The following is a 20,596-nucleotide window of genomic DNA, read 5'->3' as shown; positions in this document are numbered from 1 at the left end:
CGTAATGACCGTTCGTCCGGTGGATACCCACCGGGCGGAGACGGGATCCCTCAGTCGCGCATCGTCGGGAACAGGACGATGTCCCGGATCGTGCTGCGGCCGGTCATGCAGATGACCAGCCGGTCGATGCCGAGGCCCAGGCCGCCCGTGGGCGGCATGCCCTGCTCGAGCGCCTCGACGAACGACTCGTCGTAGGGCTGGGCCTCGTCGTCGCCGGCCAGCTCGAGGCGCGCCTGCTCCTCGAACCGACGGCGCTGCTCGTCCGGGTCGTTGAGCTCGGAGAAGGCATTGGCGATCTCCATGCCCAGCGCGAACGCCTCGAAGCGCTCGACGAGCCCCGTGTCCTGGCCGTCCGCGGTGCGCTTGCGCTTCGCGAAGGGCGAGAGCTCGACGGGGTAGTCGAAGAGCATCGTCGGCTGGACGAGCTTCGGCTCGACGTCCTTGCTCAGCAGGTCGTCGACGAGCTGCGGCCAGGTGCGGCCGTCGGGGTCGACGTCCGTCCGGGCCGACGCGCGGACGACGGCGGCGAGCTCCTCGGCGGTGCGGTGGGCGAGCACGTCGATGCCCGTCTCCTCCTCGATCGCGCCGGCGAGGGTCTTGCGGGCCCACGGCTCCGTCCACCGGAGCTCGCCCTCGTACCCCACCGCGGCGGCGACGTGGGAGACGCACGCCTCGAGGCGGTTCGCGGCGTCCTCGACGTCCGCGTAGGCCTCGTACCACTCGAGCATCGTGAACTCGGGGTTGTGCTTGTGGGAGATGCCCTCGTTGCGGAAGTTCTTCCCGAGCTCGTAGACGCGCTCGAGGCCGCCCACGATCAGGCGCTTGAGGTACAGCTCCGTCGCGATCCGCAGGTAGAGGTCGCGGTCCAGTGCGTTGTGGTGCGTGACGAAGGGCCGGGCCAGCGCGCCGCCGTAGAGCGGCTGCAGCACCGGGGTCTCGACCTCGAGGAACCCGTCCGCGTCGAGGAAGCGGCGGATCTCGGAGACGATCCGCGAGCGCATGATGAACGCCTGGCGGGTGTCGTCGTTGCCGATGAGGTCGAGCTCGCGCCGGCGCTGGCGCAGCTCCTGGTCCGCGACGCCGTGGAACTTGTCCGGCGGCGGCCGCAGGGACTTGGCCAGGACCGTGATGTCCTCGACGCGGAGCGTGAGCTCGCCGCGGCGGGAGACGAAGGCCGTGCCGTCGATGCCCAGCAGGTCGCCGAGGTCGACGTCGTCGAGCAGCCGCGACATGCGCTCGGGCCCGAGCACGTCGAGCTTGGCCTGCAGCTGGATCCGGCCGGAGCGGTCGTCGAGGTCGAGGAACGCCATCTTCCCCTGGCCGCGGCGGGCACGCAGGCGCCCGGCGATGCGGTGGCGGACGTCCGTCTCCGCCCCGTCCTCGAGGCCCGCGTGCTGCTCGCGGATCCCGGCGATCGCCTCCACGCCGTCGAAGTCGTGCGGGAACGGCTCGACGCCGGCCGCGCGCAGGCGGTCGAGCTTCGCGCGCCGGACCGCGAGGAGGTCGGTGCCGTCCTCGGCGGCCGCGGCGGTGCCGGCCTGCTCGGGCGTGGGGTCGCTCATGCGGGGCGGAGGGGAGCGATCAGCGCGAGATCGAGACGATCTCGAGCGTGCGCGTGCGGCCGTTGGGCAGGTTCACGGTGACCTTGTCGCCCTTCGCCTGCCCCAGCAGCGCCTTGCCGACCGGCGACTCGTTGGAGAGCTTGTTCTCCTCCGGGTTCGCCTCGGCGGAGCCGACGAGCGCGTACTCCCGGTCCTTGCCCTTCTCGTCCTTCACGGTGACGTGCGTGCCGACCTGCACGACGTCGGTGGAGAGGGAGGACTCGTCGATGACGGAGGCGGAGCGGAGCTGCTCCTCGATGTCGAGGATGCGACGCTCGATCATCGCCTGCTCGTTCTTCGCGTCGTCGTACTCGGAGTTCTCCGAGATGTCGCCGAAGTCGCGCGCGTCCTTGATCCGCTCCGCGACCTCGCGACGCTTCGTCGTCGTGAGGTGATCCAGTTCCTGCTTGAGCTTCTCGAGACCCTCGGGGGTGAGGATGACGTCCTTGGGCAACGTACGGCCTTTCGCCTTCGGCGCCGCGGGCGGAAGCGCGCGCCGATGGGGATGTTCTGTGGTCGCGGACGGCGGCGCCGTCCGCTCAGCGGAGCGGCGCAGTATAGCCAGAGGGCCGGCAGATCCCCCGCCCCGCTCGGTGCGCGGGCTAGGCGGCGAGCACCGTGCCGGCCGCGTCGCGCACCAGCGCGCGGGCCACCTCGACGTCGTCCGTCGCCTGGAGCGCCTCCTGCAGGCGCTTGTCCGGAAGGATCCGGCCGTCGACGGCGCGGGTGCCGACGCCGGCCTCGGCGAGCCGCTCGACGTACCAGGGGTAGTGCTTGCGCAGGTAGCGGCCGGCGCGCTCCGGCCCGAGGTGCTCCGTGGTGCGGTCGAGCACCCAGTCGAGCTCGTCGGCGACCTCGGCCGGGGTCGGCGGGACGTCCTCGCGGAGCCCCAGCAGCGTGGAGAAGAGCCAGGGGTTGCCGAGCGCGCCGCGCGCGAGCATCACCGCGGCGGGGCCGACCTGCTCGTAGGCGGCGAGCGTCTGCGCGTCGTCGTGCAGGCCGCCGGAGAGGACGACGGGCACGGGCAGCTCCTGCACGAGCTTCGCGGCGAGCTCGTAGTCCGGGAAGCCCTTGTGGTGGACCTGGGCGGAGCGGGGGTGGAAGCCGATCGCGTCGACGCCGGCCTCGTCGACGAGGCGCGAGGCGAGCGCGTAGCCATCGGCCTCGCCGTCCTTCTTCGTCGACGAGCGCAGCTTGACCGTGACGGGCAGGCCCGAGCCCTCCTTCGCGGCGCGGGCGACGGCGACGGCCGTGTCCGGGTCCTTCAGCATCGCGGCGCCCGCGCCGGTCTTGATGACCTTCGGTACCGGGCAGCCCATGTTGAGATCGATGACGTCGACCCCGACGTGCTCGGCGACGTACGCCGCGGCGGAGCGCATGACCTCGGGGTCCTGCCCGAAGAGCTGGATCGCGACCGGGCCGCCCTCGCGCTCCTCCGCCTTGAACTTCAGGAGGTCGCGGAGCGTCTTGTCGTTCTTGTGGTGGATCGCGAAGGACGAGACCATCTCGGAGACCGCGTAGCCCGCGCCGTAGCGCTTGGCCTGCAGGCGGACCACCCAGTTGCCGATGCCGGCGAGCGGCGCGAGCGTCACCCGGTTGGGGATCTCGAGGCCGGCGAGGGTCCAGGACGACGTGAGGGGTGCGGACGGCATGCACCCCCCAGGGTACCGACCCGCGGTCTAGCGCTCGTCGGGGTCGCGGGGCGTGGGGAAGCCGCCGTCGATGAGCTCGACGCGGTAGCCGTCCGGATCCTGCACGAAGGCGATGTGCGGCAGCTCGGCGCGCCCGCCGGGGTGGAACGGCGGCTTCTCCGGCTCGACGCCGAGGCCGGCCTTCAGGTCGGCGAGCTGCTGCTCCAGGTCGTCGACCACGAGCGCGATGTGGTTGTAGCCGTCGCCGAGGTCGTAGGGCTGCTCGCGGTCGTCGTTCACCGTGAGCTCGAGCCGGTCGCCGTCGCCGGGGAGGCCCATGTAGACGTTGAACGCCGTCTCGAAGTTCAGGCGGCCCCGCTTCTCGAAGCCCAGCGCCTCGTAGAAGCGGACGGAGGCGTCGATGTCGCGCACGCGGACGCAGGTGTGGACGAGGTGACTGGCCATGTCCCCAAGCTAGCGCGCTGCCCCGGGGGCGGGACCGTGTCGGTCAGGTGTTGCGCTCGTGCAGCAGGCGGAGGCCCGTGAGGGTGAGGAGGTCGTCGACCTCGTGGATCGTCTTGCAGTGGGGGACGATGTGGCGGGCGAGACCGCCCGTGGCGATGAGGTCGATGTCCTCCCCCAGCTCCTCCATGAGCCGGGTGCAGATCGCGTCGACGCCGCCGGCGAAGCCGTAGATGACGCCGGAGCGGATGCCCTCGATCGTCGACTTCCCGATGAGCTGCCGCGGTGCGACGAGGTCGATGCGGGGCAGCGCGGCGGCGCGGGACGTCAGAGCCTCGAGCGAGATCTCGACGCCGGGGCTGATGATGCCGCCGAGGTACTCGCCGTCGGCGGAGACCGGGTCGTAGGTGATGGCGGTGCCGAAGTCCACGACGACGCACGCCCCGCCGAAGCGCTCGTAGGCGGCGACGGCGTTGACGAGGCGGTCGGCCCCGATCTCGCGCGGGTTGTCGTAGCGCAGCGCCATGCCGGTGCGGATCCCCTGCCGGACCACGACCATCTCGTGGTCGAGGTAGCGGTCGGACATCCCACGCCACTCGTCCGCGAGCTGCGGCACGGTCGAGGAGACGATGGAGGCCGAGACGTCGGACATGTGCAGCCCGCGCAGCTCGAGCAGGTTGCTGAGCTTGGCACCGAGCTCGTCGGCGGTGGACTGCCGCATGGTCGCGAACCGCCAGTGCTCCACGAGCTCGCGCCCGCGGAACGCCCCGAAGTGCGTCTGGGTGTTGCCGACGTCGACGACGAGGAGCATCGCGGCAGTATCGCGGCCCGGCCCGCCGCACGCGAGGTGGGGCCCGCCCGTCCTCTCCATATGCTCTGCGGATGCTGGCCACCCTGTATGTCGTCCACGGCTCGCACCCGTGCGCCACCGTGAAGCGCGCGCTCGAGCTCAAGGGCGTCGAGCACCGGGTGGTCGAGTGGCCGCCCGCGGCGCACGTCGTCCCGCAGACCCTGCTGTTCCGTCGCCGGACCGTGCCGGGCCTGAAGCTCGAGGACGGGGACCGGATCTCCGGCTCCCGCGCCATCCTCCGCCGCCTGGACGAGCTGGTGCCCGACCCGCCGCTCGTCCCGGCCGACGGCATCGCACGCGAGCGGGTGCTCGAGGCGGAGCGGTGGGGCGACGAGTGGCTGCAGCCGTTGGTGCGCCGCGTGCTCTGGTGGGCGCTGGACCACCGGCCCACCGCCATCGGGTCGTTCCAGGAGCACTCGACCCTCCCCCTCCCGCCCGCGATCCGCCCGCTGCTCACCCCGGCGATCGTCGGCGTGGAGCGGCGCCTGAACCACGTGACGGACAAGGGCGTGCGGGCCGACCTGCGCGACCTGCCCCTCGCGCTGGACAAGGTGGACGACTGGCTCCGCGACGGCACCCTCGGGGGGCCGGGCCAGAACGCCGCCGACCTGCAGATCGCTGCGGGGCTGCGCCTGCTGATGACCATGGAGGACCTCGACGGCCCCTTCCGCGAGCGGCCGGCCGGCGAGCTCGCGCTGCGGATCTTCCCGGAGTGGGACGGGCACGTCCCGGCCGGCGCCTTCCCGGAGGAGTGGCTCCGCGGGCTGCCCGTGGCGCCCCGCTCCTCCGGCGCGACGCGCGCCTGAGCGGCAGGGTCAGTCCGTCAGGGAGACCTCGCCCAGGTCCTCGAGCAGCGGGCCCGGCGCGGAGCGCTGGAAGCGCAGGCGCCCGCGGCGGCCGTCGAGCTCGAGCCAGGCGAGCTGGTTGTCGAACCACGGGCCGAGCTCGCGGCGCCAGCCCACGGGAGGGTCGGGCACGCCGGCCGCGCGACCGAGCGCCCGGCCCAGGGCCCACGAGGTCCGCGTGTGCAGCGCGCCGATCATCCGTCGTTGGCCCGGAGGGAGCGGGTTGCGGTAGGGCGAGCAGACCGCCTGGAGCACGAGGCTGTGGCGGGCGCCCGGGGCGCGGAACCCGACGCGGTCGACGTACGCGTGGTGCACGTCGCCCGAGAGCAGCACCACGGAGCCGGGCGGGCGCCCTGTGCGCCCGGAGGCGACGTCGTCGAGCAGCTCGGCCATCTCGTCGAAGGACCGGCCGAACGCCGGCCAGTGCTCCAGGTCGACGGCGCGCCGGGCGACCTCCGTCAGCCGCGCCACCAGGGAACCCCAGGCCCCGGCGGCGAGCGCCTCCGACGCCGCCTCGAACCAGTGCATGCCGTGGCCGACGAAGACGGGGACGGACGTCGCGAGGAAGAGGTGGTCGTGGTCGCCGGCGGCCTGCTCGCGCACCCACGCCCACTCCTCCCGGTCGACCATCCGCCGCGGACGGCCGTCGTCCGAGCCGAGGTCGCGTGCCGCACGCGAGTCGACCACGACGATGCGGGTGCCGCAGAGGTCGCGGACGTAGCTCCAGCGGATGCTCTCGGGATGGACGTCGGCCCGCGCCGCCGTCTCGCGCAGCAGCGGAAGCACGTCGCCCTCCTGCGCCCGGATGCGGGCGTGCAGCGGGTCGTCGTCGACGGCGGAGGGCGAGAGGTTGCCGAGGTGCTGGTAGACCCAGTAGGAGGCCAACGCGCCGACGATGCGCTCGTGCCACCACGGCTCCTGCTGGATGTCGGCACGCCACGAGCGCGACGTGTTCCAGTCGTCGTGGACGTCGTGGTCGTCGAAGACCATGGCGCTGGCGACCGTCGAGAGCAGCCAGCGCACGGCCGGGGTGCTCCAGGCGTCGTAGTACAGCCAGGTGTACTCCTCGTAGTCGTAGACCTGGTCCTCCGGCGCCCCGCGGCGGTCGATGTCGCGCTCCTCGATCCGCTCCTGCACCGCCGGCGGGATGTCGTCGGCGTAGACCTGGTCGCCCAGCCACAGGAGCAGGTGCGGCAGGTCCTCCGCGGCGCCGCTGCGCAGGCCCTCCGCCAGCGCCTGGATCGCGTCGACCCCAAAGGCATCGTCGTCCTCCTCCGGGTCGAGGTCGTAGGGGTCCTCGTGCGGCCGCGAGACGCGGCACGAGCCCCAGACCACGCGCAGCTGCTCCCCCGGCTGCACCGTGTGGATCGCCGGGGCGGGATACGGGTCGTCGGGCTCGGGCCACACGGACGCGCCGTCCAGCGCGACCGCGTAGCGCGTGACGGTGCCCGGCTCCAGGCCCTCCACGCGCACGACGGCGTAGTGGTGGCCGGCGACCTCGAAGGTGCGGTCCGTGTGGCCGAGGACCTCGACCTCGGCCGGGGCGTCCGTCTCGACCCACACCGTCGCCGACGTCGCGTCGACGTGGCGCAGCAGCGGCCCGAGGACCAGGCGGGGGGCCACCTCAGCCCTCCGCCGGCACGGAGAGCGGGTCGCCCGCGCGGCGGACGCCCTCGTCGAGCGGGAGCTGCTCGAGCCGCTCGGACAGGCGCGTCCCGTCCGGCAGCGTCAGGCCCAGGTCGAGCTCCAGGAGGGGGACGAGGACGAAGCGGCGCTCCGCGACCTGCGCGTGGGGCAGCGTGAGCCGCCCCGAGACGTACGGCTCGTCGCCCAGGAGCAGCAGGTCGACGTCGATCGGCCGCGGGCCGTGACGCACGTAGTCCGGCGACGTCACGTCCGTGGTGCGGCCGTGCTCGCGCTCCACGGCCTTGCACGCGTCGAGCAGGCCCTCGGGCGGCAGCGCCGTCGCGATGCGGACGCAGGCGTTGAGGAACGCGGGCTGGTCGAGGATCTCGCCGACGGGGTCCGTGTCGTACGTCGCCGACGCCGCGAGCACGCGCACGCCGTGCCCCGGCAGGGCGTCGACCGCGGCCTGCAGGTGCGCGCGGCGGTCGCCGAGGTTCGTCCCGAGCCCGAGGTAGCCGAGCCGCTCGCCGGGGCGTAGGTCGTCGCGGGAGCTCACGAGAGCGGTGCCAGGAGCGCGAGCTGGCGGGACTGGGCGAGCAGCGTGCCGTCCGGGAGGAACAGCGTGCCGTCCTCCTCGACGAGTCCGCCCTGGGCCGCGGAGGAGGCGTAGTGGCCGAGCACCGGCGCGGCGGGCAGCCCGCCCAGGGGCAGGTCGGCGCGGAAGTGGATCGTCAGATCGATCGTCGGCGCGGCGGCGGGGCCATCGAGCGCGCCGAGCGCGGGCGGCCACCAGAAGTCGGTGAGCTGCGCGACGTACGCGGCGTCGATCGGCTGGTCCTCGGGTGAGCCGATCCAGCCGCCGGTCTCCGCGGCCTGGCCGGGCCGGGGGGTGCGGCCGGCGAACGGCAGGCCGCCGATGCGCGGCGAGAGTCGCAGCTGGTTCGTGATGGCCGGCATGCCGGGCATCGGCGCGACCCACGCGCCGGCGTCGGCGCGGTACGCCTCGACCGGGACCGCCGCGGCGTCGGGGGCCGGGGGCGCGCCGGCGTCGGGGGCGGTCGGCGCCCACGTCCCCGCCGCAGCGAGGTCGGGGACCGCGAAGGCCGCGAGCCCGAGCAGCACCTCCCGGCCGTCCTGCCGGGCGGTGACCGTCGTCGAGGCGAGCCGCCGGCCGGCCCGGACGGTGCGGACCTCGAGGTCGAGCGGGCCCGTCTGCGCCGTGCGGAGGTAGTGGACGGTGAGCGAGCGCAGGCGCCGCTCGCCGCCCGGGGCGGCCTCGGCCTCGAGGGCGCGCACGAGGATGGCGGCGAGGTAGCCACCGTTCGGCCCGGTCGGGGCCTCCCATCCGGCGTCGACCGCGGCGGCGTAGCGGCCGTCCCCCTGCGGGACGACGGCCGTGGCGCGCGCGAACGCGGTGCTGCCGGTGCGGGCCGTGTCGGCCGCCGCGCTCAAGCGCCGTCCCCGGCGCGCCAGAGCTCGACGGAGACCTCTTCCACCGCCAGCGGGATCGGCGGCTCGGGCTTCGTGCACTTCACCCAGACCTCCTCGGCACCGTAGTCGGCGACGACGCGGTCGGCGATGGCGGCACAGAGCCGCTCGAGGGTCTTGTACGAGCGCTGCTGGGCCACGAGCGCCACGAGCTGGCAGACCTCGCCGTAGTCAATCGTGTCGGCGACGCGGTCCGTCACGACGGCGTCGCAGTCGACGACCGCCATCCGCAGGTCGACGAGCAGCCGCTGGCCGATCTCGCGCTCCGCGGCGGAGACGCCGTGGTGCGTGTAGAGGGAGAGGCCGCGGATCTCGACGGTGACCTCGTCGCGCTCCTCCCCCTCCAGCTCGTCGAGGTCGTCGTCGTCGTCCTCGTCCTCCTCGGGCTCCGGGTCGTCCCGGCGGCCCCGGGCGTCGCCGGGGGAGTCCTCGAACCGTCCGCGGTCGCCGCCCTCGGTGTGCTCGTCGCCGTCGTCGGCGGGGCGCTCGTCGCGTTCGTCATCCATGGCGCGCCACGCTAGCACCGGGGGCCGCGCGGCCGACGGGCACGACGTGCGCGGCCACCGCGAGCGCGTCGTACACCGCGCCGACGTCGTGGACGCGGAAGACGCGGGCGCCGGACTGCAGCGCGAGGACGTTCGTCGCGATGGTGCCCGCCAGACGCTGGCGGGGGTCGTCGCGGCCCGTCAGGCGCCCGAGGAAGCTCTTGCGCGACGTGCCGACGAGCACGCGGGGGCCGATCGCGACGATCTCGTCCAGGCGCCGCAGCAGCTCGAGGTTCTGCTCCCCCGTCTTCGCGAACCCGATGCCCGGGTCGACGTCGATCGCCGCGAGCGGGATCCCGGCCTGCGTCGCGGCCTCGATGCGTTCCTCGAGGTGCGCGCGTACCGTGTCGACGACGTCGTCGTAGCGGGCCTCGCCCGCCATCGTCCGCGGGTCGCCGCGCATGTGCATGAGGCAGCAGCGGGCGCCGCGCTCGGCGACGAGCGCCGCCATGTCGGGGTCGAACCGCAGCGCCGAGACGTCGTTGACGTAGGAGGCGCCGGCGTCGAGCGCCGCCGCGGCCACGACGGCCTTCGTGGTGTCGACCGAGATCACCGCGCGGGGGACCGCCTCGGCCAGGCCGGCGACCACGGGCACGACCCGGCGCAGCTCCTCCTCCGCCTCGACCGCCGGGGCGCCGGGCCGGGTCGACTCGCCGCCGACGTCGAGGATCTCCGCGCCGGCGGCCGCGAGCTCGCGGCCGTGGCGGACCGCCGCATCCGTGTCGAACCACTCCCCGCCGTCGGAGAAGGAGTCGGGCGTGACGTTGACGATCCCCATCACGGAGAAGGACGCGGGCATCGCCCGAGCCTACGCCCCAGAACGACGACGGCGGCCTCTGGGGGCCGCCGTCGCGGTGCTGCGCGGGTGCGGTCGCCGGAGCGACCGCGGAGGGCTCAGACGCGCCGGACGCCGTCCGGGCCGTCGCCGGCGTCCATCGCCGTGCCGAGGCCCGGGCGGGGCAGCGGGCGCGGGGCGGGGCGCTCCGTGCGCGCCTCGTCCTCGGCCGCCGCGGGCAGGCCCGAGGCCGGCGCGGGCGGCTCGTCGTCGAACACGTCGTCCTCGTGACGGCCCTCGAGCAGCGCGAGGAACTCCGTGCGCTCGATCGTCTCGCGACGGATCAGGATCTCCGAGACCGTGTTCAGCAGCTCGCGGTGGTCGTTGAGGATGTCGGTGGCGCGCTGGTGCGCGTCCTCGACGATCCGGCGGATCTCGTCGTCGATCTCGCGGGCGATCTCGTCGGAGTAGTCCGGCGTCGAGCCCATGTCGCGACCGAGGAACGGCTGACCGGAGTCCGTGCCGAAGACCCGCGGCCCGAGGCGCTCGCTCATGCCGAGGCGCATGACCATCTGCTTCGCGGAGCCCGTGACCTTCTCGAGGTCGTTCGACGCGCCCGTCGTGATCTCGCCGAAGACGATCTCCTCCGCGGCGCGGCCGCCGAGGGTCATCGCCATCTGGTCCAGCAGCTGCTGACGCGTCGTGAGGAACTTGTCCTCGGACGGCATCGAGATCGTGTAGCCGAGCGCCTGGCCGCGGCCGACGACGGAGATCTTGTGGACGGGATCGGCGTGCTCCAGGAAGTGACCCACGAACGCGTGGCCCATCTCGTGGTACGCGGTGATCTCGCGCTCCTTCTCCGTCATGACGCGCGTCTTCTTCTCGGGACCCGCGATGACGCGCATGATCCCTTCCTCGAGCTCGTGCTGCCCGATCTGCTTCTTGCCCGAGCGGGCGGCGAGCAGAGCGGCCTCGTTGACGAGGTTCGCCAGGTCGGCGCCGGTGAAGCCCGGCGTCTGGCCGGCGAGGGCCTCCGTCTCGATGTCCGGCGCGAGCGGCTTGCCCCGGGTGTGGACGTCGAGGATGCGGGCGCGGCCCTTGCGGTCCGGGCGGTCGACGACGATCTGGCGGTCGAAGCGGCCCGGACGCAGGAGCGCCGGGTCGAGGATGTCCGGGCGGTTCGTGGCGGCGATGAGGATGATGTTGTCCGTCATCGTGAAGCCGTCCATCTCCACCAGGAGCTGGTTCAGCGTCTGCTCGCGCTCGTCGTGACCGCCGCCCATGCCGGCGCCGCGGTGGCGGCCGACGGCGTCGATCTCGTCCATGAAGATGATGCAGGGCGAGTTCTGCTTGGCCTGCTCGAAGAGGTCGCGGACGCGGCTGGCGCCGACGCCGACGAACATCTCGACGAAGTCCGAGCCGGAGATCGAGAAGAACGGCACCCCGGCCTCGCCGGCGACGGCGCGGGCCAGGAGGGTCTTGCCGGTGCCGGGAGGCCCGAACAGCAGCACGCCCTTCGGGATCCGGGCGCCGAGCGCCTGGAACTTCTTCGGGTTCTCGAGGAACTCCTTGATCTCGTGGAGCTCCTCCACGGCCTCGTCGGCGCCCGCGACGTCGCGGAACGTGATCTTCGGCGTGTCGGGCGACATCCGCTTCGCCTTCGACTTGCCGAACTGCATCACCTTGGAACCGCCACCCTGAACGTTGTTCATGATGAGGAACCAGACGCCCAGGATCAGGACGAACGGGATGATGTAGATCAGGGCGCTGAGCAGCCCGGACGTCTTGGACGACTTGACGTCGAAGCTCTGGATGTCGCGGGCCTTGAGGGCCGTCGACAGCTGGCTGGACACGACGCTGCCCTGGTCGGGCACGTAGCCGACCTCGAACTTCTTGCCCGAGTTCAGCTCGACGTCGAGAGCGTTGTCCTTCGTCTTCATGACGACGCTCTTGACGTTGTTGTTGGCGAGCTGCGTGGTGAACTCGCCGTAGGTGTACTTCTCCTGCGACTGATTCGCGAAGAGCTGCTGGGCGAAGAACGCCAGCAGCAACACGATCAGGATGGGGAAGAGGGCGCTCTTGAAGAACCGGCTCATGTGGGTGACCGACTGCGTTCCCCCTCACGATTGAGCGAGGAGCGAAACCGGGCACCTAGCGTAGCAACGCCGGTGTAACCGCCACGCTGGGTACGTGTTCCAAGAGGGTTTCGCCTGTGGTGCGCGCCCGTTCGACGCGCGGCGGGCGGGCCTCGTTCAGCCCGCGGCGGCGATCGCCTCGTCCGTGAGGGCCGCGACGTAGGGGAGGTTGCGGTAGCGCTGGGCCATGTCGAGGCCGTAGCCGACGGCGTAGCGGTCGGGCAGCTCGAAGCCGGTGTAGCGGATCGGCACCTCGACCTCGCGGCGGCTCGGCTTCGTCAGGAGCGAGCACACCTCGATCGACGCCGGGCCCCGCGAGCGCAGGTTGCGCATGAGGTACTGCAGCGTCAGACCGGAGTCGATGATGTCCTCGACGATCAGGACGTGCTTGCCCTCGATGGACCCGTCGAGGTCCTTCAGGATCCGCACCACGCCGCTCGAGCGGGTCGCGGAGCCGTACGACGAGACCGCCATGAAGTCGATCTCGCAGGGCACCGTGATCTGCCGCATGAGGTCGGAGACGAACAGCACCGCTCCCTTCAGCACGCACACGAGCAGGATCTCGCGACCCTCGTAGTCCTTGCTGATCTCGACGCCCAGATCGGCGATGCGAGCCTGCAGCTCGTCGGCCTGGATGAGGATCTCGCCGATGTTTGGGTCGCGCACGGGGCAGCAGTGTAGGACCTCCGGGGGACGCATGGGCCGCCCCGGCGGGGCCGCCGGGGCGCCTCAGGAGCGGGGCGGCGACGGCGTGCACCGCACGCGACCGCGCGCCACGACGGCGCGGACGCCGTCCCCCAGGTCGAGCGCCGCGGCCTCCCCGCCGGCGGGCCGCAGCGCGAGGACCTCCTCGAGCCGCGCCCCCACCCGGGGACAGGACGCGCCCACGGCCGCCTCGGCGAGCAGGCGCAGCGCGCGTCGCCCGATCGCCGCCGGGGCTCCCGCCAGGGCGTCGCGCGACACCTCCGTCGTCGGTCCTGCGTCCGCGTTCGTGGGGCGGACGAGCGCCACCGCGGCCGCCGTCAGGGCGTCGTCGTCCTCCCGCGCCCGGGCCGCCGTGCCCAGCAGGGCGGGGACCGCGCGGGCGTCGACGCTCTCCAGCGCCGCCAGCAGGGACCGGACCCGCCCGCGGGGGCCCAGCGGGTTCGTGGCGTCGTCGCGCCAGGGCCGTCCGTGCGCGACGCACCAGGCGCCGGCCTCCTCACGCGTGACCCCCGCGGCCAGCAGCGGACGCACGACGGCCCGCTCCGGATCGGCGAGGGCCATGCCCGCCAGCGACCGTGTGCCCGGCGAGGAGACCGCGCGCAGCAGGACCGTCTCGGCCTGGTCCGTCGCGGTGTGCGCGACCGCGACGGGGGTGCCCGCCCCCGCCCAGCGGTCCGCCGCGGCCCGCAACGTCGCACGCCGGCCCTCGCGCGCCCAGACGGCGGGCGACCTGCCCCCGGCCACGAGCGCTGCCGGGGGCGTCAGCCGCACCACGCGCACCGCCACGCCCGCCGTCCGCGCGGCGGCCGCGGCCGCCGCGGCGTCGCCGTCCGCCGCCGCGCCACGCAGGCCGTGGTGGACGTGCACCGCGAGCACGTGCTCCGGGCCGGCCACCCGCGCGGCCAGTCCCAGGAGGCACAGCGAGTCCCGGCCGCCCGAGAGCCCGACGACCACCGGCGCGCCCGGGCGCAACAGCCCCGTCGCCCGGACGCGCTCGAAAAGCTCGTCGGCCCGGGCCGAAGCGCCGCGGGCGGTTCGCCCCTCGGACCCGCCCGGCCCGGTGCCCGCCCTCTCCCCCACCGTCAGCGACCGGCGGGGCGGGTGGCCACGTAGAGCGCCGTGGGGTCGCGGAAGCCCTTCAGACGGACCGCGCCGATCGGCGTGAAGGCGACGTCGCGACGCGGGCGGGCGGCGATCTCCTCCGTGGTGAGGACCTCGCCTCCGCCGGCGCGCGCGACCACCCGGGCGGCCTTGTTGACCTCGCGCCCGAAGTAGTCCCCGTCGCGGAAGAGCACCTCGCCCTCGTGGATCCCGATGCGCGGGCGCGGCTCCTCGCGGTGGCGCTCCTGGAAGCCGACCGCCCACTCGACGAGGGCCGCGGCGTCGTCGCCGATCACCATCACCTCGTCGCCGATCGTCTTGAGGATCCGGGCGTCGTCGGGCAGCGACGAGTCGACCGCGTCGACGAACCGCTCCACCGCCTCGACGGCCTCCTCGTCGCCCTGCTCCTCCGTCAGGCGCGTGTAGCCGGCGAGGTCGGCGAACGCGATCGCGACGCGCAGGCGCCCCAGGCCCAGCAACGACTCCGCGTCGAGCGCCTGCTCCACGAGGCTCACAGCGTCCTGCTCGATGAACCAGTGCAGGGAGCGGCGGTGCACGTCCTGGATGATCCGCTCGGCCAGCGGGGTCACGAGGCTGGCCAGCGCGCCGACGGCCTCGGCGGCCTCGAGCGCCGTGGTGTCCTCGCGGAGCAGCGGGTCGCGCACGTAGAGCCGGAACATCCGCACCTCGGCGTCGGCCACCCGCCCCAGCGCCTGCCCGTAGACCCGGGCGAGCTGGAGCATCGCGACGAGCGGGAACCCGGCGTCGAGCGCGCGGGCGACGTGCTCGAACAGCGCGACGTCGTCCTCGCCCAGCGCCTCGACGCCGGTGGCGCTGAACCCGAACGCCTCGGCCACGCGCCGCACGAGCGCGGGCTGCAGCCCCGTGCGCTCGCCGACCTGCTCCGGCGTCAGGTGCTCCGTCGCCGGGTCGATGACGCCGGAGAGGTAGTGCAGCGCGAGGCCGCTGCGCTCCGCGACGAGCGCGATCTCCGCGAGGGATCGACCCTTCGAGCGGAGGCGCTGCACGACCCGCGCGTGATTGAGCGAGGAGGTCGTCCAGCCGTGCTCCGGATCGACGGGGACGAGGCCGAGGTCGGCCCAGCGGCGCAGCGTGCTCTCGGAGACCCCGACGAGCGCGGCGACCCGACCGCGCGTCAGACCGCCCCGCGCCCGAGGAGCGGTCGGCTCCACGGACGCGGGCTCGGGCTGCAAGCTACGACGGCGGGGTCCTCTCGGGCCCCGCCGTCCGCGGGCATCACGTCCCGCACCGTCGGCCCTCGGCGCTCGTCCCAACAACGGGCGGCGCCTCGCGGGTGACGGATCACCCACGTTCTGGCCTGAGGCTTTCGTTGGGTCAGTCATACCCGCTCGCGGGTCGTGCCGTCAAGCCGGATTCAGCCGTCGGTGGACGGCGTACCGTCGGCGGGGGCGTTCTCGAGGCGCGCCAGCCGCTCCTCGAGCGCCTCCACCCGCTCCGTCAGCCGGCGGACCTCGTCGCCGCCGCCGGGTCGCACCTCCTCGAGGGTGCGGCCCAGGCGGCCCACGGCCTGCCCCAGCTCGTCGGCGAGCGCGCCCGCCTGCATCGTGCCGGCCGCGCTGAGCTCCTCGATCGTGCCGCGCACCCGGGTGACGACGGAGCCGAGCTCGTCCGCGAGCTCCTGCGCCCGCGCCCGCGTCGAGCGGGGCGCGCCCGCCGTGGCCGTCAGCGCCTGGTCGACGGCGCGTCGCACGGCCTCGACCCGGTCGGTGCGGCGCGCGCGCGACTCCTCGCCGGCCGCCGCGTCGTCGCCCGCGGGGGCATCGGCCGTCGCGGTCCCGTCGGCCGTCGGGAGGTCCGGCGGCCGCGTGTCCGCCGGCCGGCTGTCGGCCGCCACCGCGTCCACCGGCGGGGCCCCGTCGGCCGGGGCGGGCTCCGGAGCGTCGGCCCCGGCGGGTGGCGTGCGGCGATCTGGGGTGCGGCGATCGGGCTCCACGCGGCCAGTCTATCCTCGGCGGTCGCCGTGACCGAGGACCTGCGCCTGCCCCCGATCCTGCGCATCGGCCACGCCGTGGCGGACCGCGCCGTCCTCGTGGGCGACCCCGGCCGGGCCCTCGTCCTCGCGCAGTCCGTCCTCACCGACCCGCTCATGAGCAACCACGCCCGCGGGCTGTGGGGCTACACGGGGACCGGCCCCGACGGCGCGCCCCTGACGGTGCAGGCCACGGGCGTCGGCGGGCCGAGCGCGGCCGCGGTCCTGCGGGAGCTCGCCGCCGAGGGGGTCACGCGCGTCGTCCGCGCGGGCTCGGCGGCGGTCGCGACCCCGCACGCGCCGACCGGGCAGGGCGGCGGGCTGCGGGCCGTGACCTTCGCCGTCGCCCGCGACGGGACCTCGCGCGCCCTCGGCGTCGCCGACGGGTCCGCGCTCACCCCCGACCCCGTCCTGCTCGAGCGGCTCCTCGCGGCGGGGATCGTCGGTACCGGCGTGGTCTCGGTCGACCTGCTCCCGGCCGACGGCGGGCCGCCGCCGCCGGGGCACCCGCAGGCCACCCTCGTGGACCGCCAGACGGCGGCCGTGCTCGCCGCGGCACGACGGCTCGGGGTGCCGGCCGCCGCGGTCCTCGGGATCCCGGGACCGGACGAGGACAAGGACGCCCGCGAGGCCGGCTGGCGCGCCGTCGGGGCCGCGGCGGCCGCGGCGCTGGGCGCCTGAGGTCGGCTAGGAGTCCTTCTTCGTGCCGGAGGACTTCGACGCGGACGCCGGGGAATCGGCGAGCGCGGCGACCTGCGCCTTGAGCGCGTCGAGCTTCGCATCGATCTCCTTCAGCACGGCGGCCTCGCCCTTCCCGCCGAGGGAGGAGAGCCGCTCGTCGACGCGGTCGACGGCGTCCTCGATCGACTCGAGCCGCTGGGCGACGTTGCGCACCCGGCGGGTGAGCCGCTCGATGTCCGCCGCGGACGGCACGTTCAGCGCCCCGAAAGCCGCCTCCTGCGCCTGCGTGGCCCGCTCGCGGACCTCCATCGCGCGCTGCACGGCGCCCGTCACGATCGGGTTGCCGAGCAGCTCCTGCGCGAGCTTGCCGATGGTGTCCTCGCTGGCGCCGCGGACGCGGTCGCGGAGGTCCTTCTGGGAGGGGGACGGGTCGTCGGTCATGGCGTGTGCTCCCGCGTGGTGGCGCCGCGATCCTCCGGGCCGGAGGGCGGTCTGGGGCGCACCCTAGCCCATGCCCGAACGATGTCGTGCAGGGGGTCGAGAACCCGCACGGAGCAGCCGATACCCGTGGTAGGGTGCGACACCGGCACCCGGGCGATCGCTGCTGCGGTCGCCTGCCAGGAGGCTTACGGAGAACCATGGCGTCATCGACACGCAAGCTGCTCGTCGGCCTCACGACCGCCGGAGCGGTCGCCGCCGGATTCGGCGTCACCGCCCAGGCCGGCGCGGAGGCGCGGACGCTCAGCGTCACGCTGCTCGGCGGCAAGGTCGTCCAGCTCACGATCGACGTCCCTCCAGGCACCCCCGTCGCGCAGATCCCGCTCCCGGATCTCGGCGCCCCGATCGTCCGCGTGTCCGACACGTCGACGCCCGCGCCCGCCGCGACGACGACGGAGGCCGCGCCCGCGGCCACCACCGAGGCCGCGCCCGCCGCCCCGGCGCCCACGGTGCCCGCCCCCGCGCCGACCACGACGGGCACGACGCCGACGCCCGCCCCCGACGCCGCGGACGATGCCCCGCGCGGCGACGACAGCGGCGGTCAGGGCCGCGCCGAGGCCGCGAAGGCGAAGCGCCGCCGCGAGGCCGCCGCCCGCAAGGACCGCACGGACGGCCGCAAGGTCACCCGGAAGGAGCGCAAGGCGGCCCGCGAGGAGCAGTCCGAGCGCGCCGACGCCCCGGCCGACGACGCCCCGGACGCGGCGGCCGAGGCCCGCGACGCCGGCACGCCCGACCCGACGGACCCCTCCTTCTCCGAGGTCGGCCCCGGCCCCGCGCCGATCGGCGTCCCGAACTACTTCATCGACAAGTTCCGCATCCCGCCGTTCCTGCTGCCGATCTACCAGGCGGCCGGCATCGAGTACGGGATCCGCTGGGAGGTCCTGGCGGCGATCAACGAGATCGAGACGGACTACGGCCGCAACCTGAACGTGTCCTCCGCCGGCGCGCTCGGGTGGATGCAGTTCATGCCGGCCACGTGGAAGGCCTACGGGGTCGACGCCAACGGCGACGGCAAGGCCGACCCGTACAACCCGGTCGACGCGATCTTCGCCGCCGCCCGCTACCTCAAGGCCGCCGGCGGCCAGGACCAGATCCGCAAGGCGATCTTCGCCTACAACCACGCGGACTGGTACGTCGACCAGGTCCTGCTCCGCGCCCGCCTCGTGTCGGGCCTGCCGGAGGACCTCGTCGGCTCCCTCACCGGCCTGACCCAGGGCGTCTTCCCCGTCGCGGCCAAGACCCAGTACGTGGGCGACGACGCCAACCGCAAGGCGCGCACGCGCACCGCGAAGGGCAAGAACGCGGCGAAGGCCGTCGAGTCCGGCTCCCGCAACTCCATCGACCTGTTCGCGAAGGCCGGCGCCCCGGCGATCGCCGTGCAGGACGGCACCGTCGTCGCCCTCGGCGAGTCGAAGCGCCTCGGCCGCTTCGTGCGCCTGCGCGACGTCTACGGCAACGTCTACACGTACGGCAACCTCAAGAAGGTCTCCGCCGTCCACCCCGTCGCGAAGGACGAGGACCGGGCCGGCGACGCCGCGGCCGCCACGCGCGCCGCGGACGCGAAGGACCCCGTTCCGACGGCGGCCGCGTCGGCCGGCGAGCAGGCGCGCCGTGACGCCGCCCCGCGCGCCACCCGGGCCCGCGAGGTCACGCCGGCCCCCGAGGCCCCTGCGTCCTCCGGCCCTGTGCCGCCCGCGGCCGAGCGCACCCCCGTGTTCGCGAACCCCGCGCGGCCGCTGGCCAAGCTGCACGGCGGCGCGGACCAGCTGGCCGCCGCCGACGTCGACGCGGCGGCCGACGAGGACGGCAACTACTCCAGCTACCTCTCCACGCTGCACGGCCTGTCGAAGGACGACGTCCGCTTCGTGCGGCTCCGGAAGGGCTCGCGCGTCATGGCCGGGACCATCCTCGGCCGCCTGGGCGAGACCCGCGAGGACGAGGCGCCGCACCTCAAGTTCGAGATCCGCCCCGCCGGCAAGGGCGCCCCGCGCGTCGATCCCAAGCCGATCCTCGACGGCTGGAAGCTGCTCGAGTCCACGACGGTCTACCGCGCGAAGGACTCCTCCCCCCTGTTCCGCACCACGGACGGCGCCTCCGCCGGCCAGGTGCTGCTGATGAGCAAGGAGCAACTGCAGGAGCGGGTGCTCGCCGACCGCAACCTCGACATCTACGAGGCCGGCCGTCAGCAGATCCGTGCGGGCGCCATCGACCGCCGCGTGCTCGCGAGCCTCGAGTACCTGACGGCCAACGGCCTGCGCATCGGCGTCTCGTCCCTGCGCCGTCCCGGCTCCATCACGACGTCGGGCAACCTCTCCGAGCACGACTCGGGCAACGCCGTGGACATCTCGTCCGTCAACGGACAGGTGATCTCGGCCAAGACGCAGGGCGCCGGCTCGATCACGGAGCAGACGATCCGCCTGCTCCTGCAGCTGCAGGGCACCCTCAAGCCGCACCAGATCATCTCGCTGATGACGTTCGAGGGTGCGGACAACACGATGTACCTGCCCGACCACGCGGACCACATCCACGTCGGATTCCGGCCGTCGGTGCAGAACGACCCGAAGCTCGGCGCCCAGGTCGCGCAGGTCCTCAAGCCCGGTCAGTGGATCAAGCTGATCGACCGCATCGCCGACATCGACAACCCCACCGTGTTCGAGAAGCCCTCGAAGTACGCGGTGCGCGCCCCGCAGCCCGGCAAGCGCTCGGGCACCGCCGGCGACTGACCGCGTGCCCGACGCCCCCGCTCCGGGTCTCTTCCGGATCGTCCAGCTCGAGGTCGCGGGCGAGCTCGACCTCAACGACGGCCGCTGGACGGTCCGCGGCCACGCCAACCGGCCGCGCGCCGTCGTGGTCGTCGAGACGACGCCCCGGCCGCGCCGGCGCTTCCGCCGCGACCGCCGCAGCCCGGAGGAGCCCGCGCCCGTGCCGGCGGCGATCGTCACGGTGGTGGACGCCGACCCGCTGGACGCCGCGCGCCCCGAGCGGTGGCTGCAGCACGCTGACGGCGAGGCCGCGCTGACGGAGGCCGTGTCGGTGGTGCGGCGGCTGCTGCACCTGAGCGCCGTGGCCGCCGCCGACCCGGACCCGCGCCCCCTGCGCCTGCGCGACCTCACGCGGGCCGTGCTCGCGTACGGCACGGGAGCCGAGGGGGCCTACGGCCGCTGGACGGCGGGCCGCCGCCTGCGCGTGCCGGCGGACGAGCCGGACCGCGTGCGCCGCAGCGGCCGCGGCGTCGGCTCGGACGAGCGGCTCGCCGACCTGCTCAGCGGGCGCGACGCGGTCCTGGCCTCCGAGGTCGTCACCCTGCGCGCCCGCCAGGACCTCGTCGCCGGTCGCACGCGCGAGGCCGCGCTCGGGCTGCGGATGGCGCTGGAGGCGGGGATCGCGGAGCTCGAGCCGTGGCGCGACGCGCCGCAGCTCGACGCCGCCCTCGACGCGCTGCGCGCCGAGCGCCCGCGCGTGGCCGACGCCGCCGCGGCCGCCGTCCGGGGCGGGCTCGACGACACGCAGGTCCAGGCGGTGCGCGAGGTCCTGCACGCGCTGAGCGTCGCGCTGGCGCGGCGCGCGGGCGGCCGGCGCGTGGGCGAGCGCGCCGTCTGGCCGCGCCCCGGCAGCGCGGGCTGAGCGGCCCTCACGCCCCGG

20 protein-coding genes are annotated in these 20,596 nt (G+C 74.4%); 4 read left to right on the top strand and 16 right to left on the bottom strand.

Going from position 1 to position 20,596, the window contains the following annotated elements; all coding sequences use genetic code 11:
- Positions 1–50: 50 nt before the first annotated feature.
- The 5 genes from lysS to F593_RS0104580 all read right to left on the bottom strand — a co-directional run bounded on the left by lysS (position 51) and on the right by F593_RS0104580 (position 4,505).
- On the bottom strand, positions 51–1,562 hold the full coding sequence (lysS, locus tag F593_RS0104600; protein ID WP_022927586.1) for a lysine--tRNA ligase: 1,512 nt from the start codon (positions 1,560–1,562) through the stop codon (positions 51–53).
- Between the two features lie 19 nt (positions 1,563–1,581).
- Positions 1,582–2,055 (bottom strand): transcription elongation factor GreA, encoded by a 474-nt coding sequence (gene greA, locus F593_RS0104595; RefSeq protein ID WP_022927585.1) that lies wholly within the window; start codon positions 2,053–2,055, stop codon positions 1,582–1,584.
- 148 nt (positions 2,056–2,203) lie between these two features.
- Entirely contained in the window at positions 2,204–3,253 is a 1,050-nt protein-coding gene (locus F593_RS0104590; protein WP_022927584.1) for a tRNA dihydrouridine synthase, read from the bottom strand.
- A gap of 27 nt (positions 3,254–3,280) precedes the next feature.
- Complete coding sequence (locus F593_RS22480) at positions 3,281–3,697, bottom strand: VOC family protein (protein ID WP_022927583.1); 417 nt, start codon at positions 3,695–3,697, stop codon at positions 3,281–3,283.
- Between the two features lie 43 nt (positions 3,698–3,740).
- Complete coding sequence (locus tag F593_RS0104580) at positions 3,741–4,505, bottom strand: type III pantothenate kinase (protein ID WP_022927582.1); 765 nt, start codon at positions 4,503–4,505, stop codon at positions 3,741–3,743.
- A gap of 71 nt (positions 4,506–4,576) precedes the next feature.
- Between F593_RS0104580 and F593_RS22475 the strand changes: the two genes are divergently transcribed.
- Entirely contained in the window at positions 4,577–5,350 is a 774-nt protein-coding gene (locus tag F593_RS22475) for a glutathione S-transferase family protein (RefSeq protein WP_022927581.1), read from the top strand.
- A gap of 9 nt (positions 5,351–5,359) precedes the next feature.
- Here the strand turns inward: F593_RS22475 and F593_RS22470 are convergent, their stop codons facing one another.
- From F593_RS22470 to F593_RS30245, 10 genes are all read right to left on the bottom strand, one after another.
- Positions 5,360–7,012: a DUF7800 domain-containing protein gene (locus tag F593_RS22470; RefSeq protein ID WP_022927580.1), complete on the bottom strand. Its 1,653-nt coding sequence runs from the start codon at positions 7,010–7,012 to the stop codon at positions 5,360–5,362.
- A gap of 1 nt (position 7,013) precedes the next feature.
- Entirely contained in the window at positions 7,014–7,571 is a 558-nt protein-coding gene (gene folK / locus F593_RS0104565; protein ID WP_022927579.1) for a 2-amino-4-hydroxy-6-hydroxymethyldihydropteridine diphosphokinase, read from the bottom strand.
- Positions 7,568–8,467, bottom strand: coding sequence for an acyl-CoA thioesterase (locus tag F593_RS0104560; protein WP_022927578.1), 900 nt, complete (start codon positions 8,465–8,467; stop codon positions 7,568–7,570). The genes folK and F593_RS0104560 overlap by 4 nt, the downstream gene beginning before the upstream one ends.
- Positions 8,464–9,009: a dihydroneopterin aldolase gene (gene folB, locus F593_RS22465; RefSeq protein ID WP_022927577.1), complete on the bottom strand. Its 546-nt coding sequence runs from the start codon at positions 9,007–9,009 to the stop codon at positions 8,464–8,466. Before folB ends, F593_RS0104560 begins: the two co-directional genes overlap by 4 nt.
- Complete coding sequence (gene folP / locus F593_RS22460; protein ID WP_022927576.1) at positions 9,002–9,847, bottom strand: dihydropteroate synthase; 846 nt, start codon at positions 9,845–9,847, stop codon at positions 9,002–9,004. The genes folB and folP overlap by 8 nt, the downstream gene beginning before the upstream one ends.
- Before the next feature lie 95 nt (positions 9,848–9,942).
- Positions 9,943–11,919 carry an ATP-dependent zinc metalloprotease FtsH gene (ftsH, locus tag F593_RS0104545; protein ID WP_022927575.1) on the bottom strand — a complete coding sequence of 659 codons (1,977 nt, stop codon included), beginning with the start codon at positions 11,917–11,919 and terminating at the stop codon, positions 9,943–9,945.
- A gap of 156 nt (positions 11,920–12,075) precedes the next feature.
- Positions 12,076–12,624 (bottom strand): hypoxanthine phosphoribosyltransferase, encoded by a 549-nt coding sequence (gene hpt, locus F593_RS0104540; protein WP_022927574.1) that lies wholly within the window; start codon positions 12,622–12,624, stop codon positions 12,076–12,078.
- Between the two features lie 63 nt (positions 12,625–12,687).
- A complete protein-coding gene (locus tag F593_RS22455) occupies positions 12,688–13,635 on the bottom strand; it encodes a PP-loop family protein (protein ID WP_051160431.1) in 948 nt (315 codons plus the stop codon).
- 110 nt (positions 13,636–13,745) lie between these two features.
- Complete coding sequence (locus F593_RS0104530) at positions 13,746–14,978, bottom strand: adenylate/guanylate cyclase domain-containing protein (protein WP_245540776.1); 1,233 nt, start codon at positions 14,976–14,978, stop codon at positions 13,746–13,748.
- A 182-nt stretch (positions 14,979–15,160) separates the two neighbouring features.
- Positions 15,161–15,739, bottom strand: a complete 579-nt coding sequence (locus F593_RS30245; protein ID WP_169449150.1) for a hypothetical protein — start codon at positions 15,737–15,739, stop codon at positions 15,161–15,163.
- Between the two features lie 27 nt (positions 15,740–15,766).
- Between F593_RS30245 and F593_RS30240 the strand changes: the two genes are divergently transcribed.
- Positions 15,767–16,456: a nucleoside phosphorylase-I family protein gene (locus F593_RS30240; protein WP_022927571.1), complete on the top strand. Its 690-nt coding sequence runs from the start codon at positions 15,767–15,769 to the stop codon at positions 16,454–16,456.
- A 6-nt stretch (positions 16,457–16,462) separates the two neighbouring features.
- Here F593_RS30240 and F593_RS22445 read toward each other — a convergent pair whose 3' ends face one another.
- Complete coding sequence (locus F593_RS22445) at positions 16,463–16,897, bottom strand: hypothetical protein (protein ID WP_022927570.1); 435 nt, start codon at positions 16,895–16,897, stop codon at positions 16,463–16,465.
- A 197-nt stretch (positions 16,898–17,094) separates the two neighbouring features.
- Here F593_RS22445 and F593_RS30530 point away from each other — a divergent pair, with 197 nt between their 5' ends.
- Both F593_RS30530 and F593_RS0104505 read left to right on the top strand, forming a co-directional pair.
- Positions 17,095–19,677: a lytic murein transglycosylase gene (locus F593_RS30530; RefSeq protein ID WP_022927569.1), complete on the top strand. Its 2,583-nt coding sequence runs from the start codon at positions 17,095–17,097 to the stop codon at positions 19,675–19,677.
- A gap of 4 nt (positions 19,678–19,681) precedes the next feature.
- Positions 19,682–20,578: a hypothetical protein gene (locus F593_RS0104505; protein WP_022927568.1), complete on the top strand. Its 897-nt coding sequence runs from the start codon at positions 19,682–19,684 to the stop codon at positions 20,576–20,578.
- Positions 20,579–20,596: the final 18 nt, after the last annotated feature.

The sequence above is a fragment of the Patulibacter americanus DSM 16676 genome, assembly GCF_000420025.1.
GTDB classification, from domain to species: domain Bacteria; phylum Actinomycetota; class Thermoleophilia; order Solirubrobacterales; family Solirubrobacteraceae; genus Patulibacter; species Patulibacter americanus.
The sequence above is the reverse complement of the archived record's forward strand: the minus strand, read 5'-3'. Positions and strand labels throughout refer to the sequence as shown.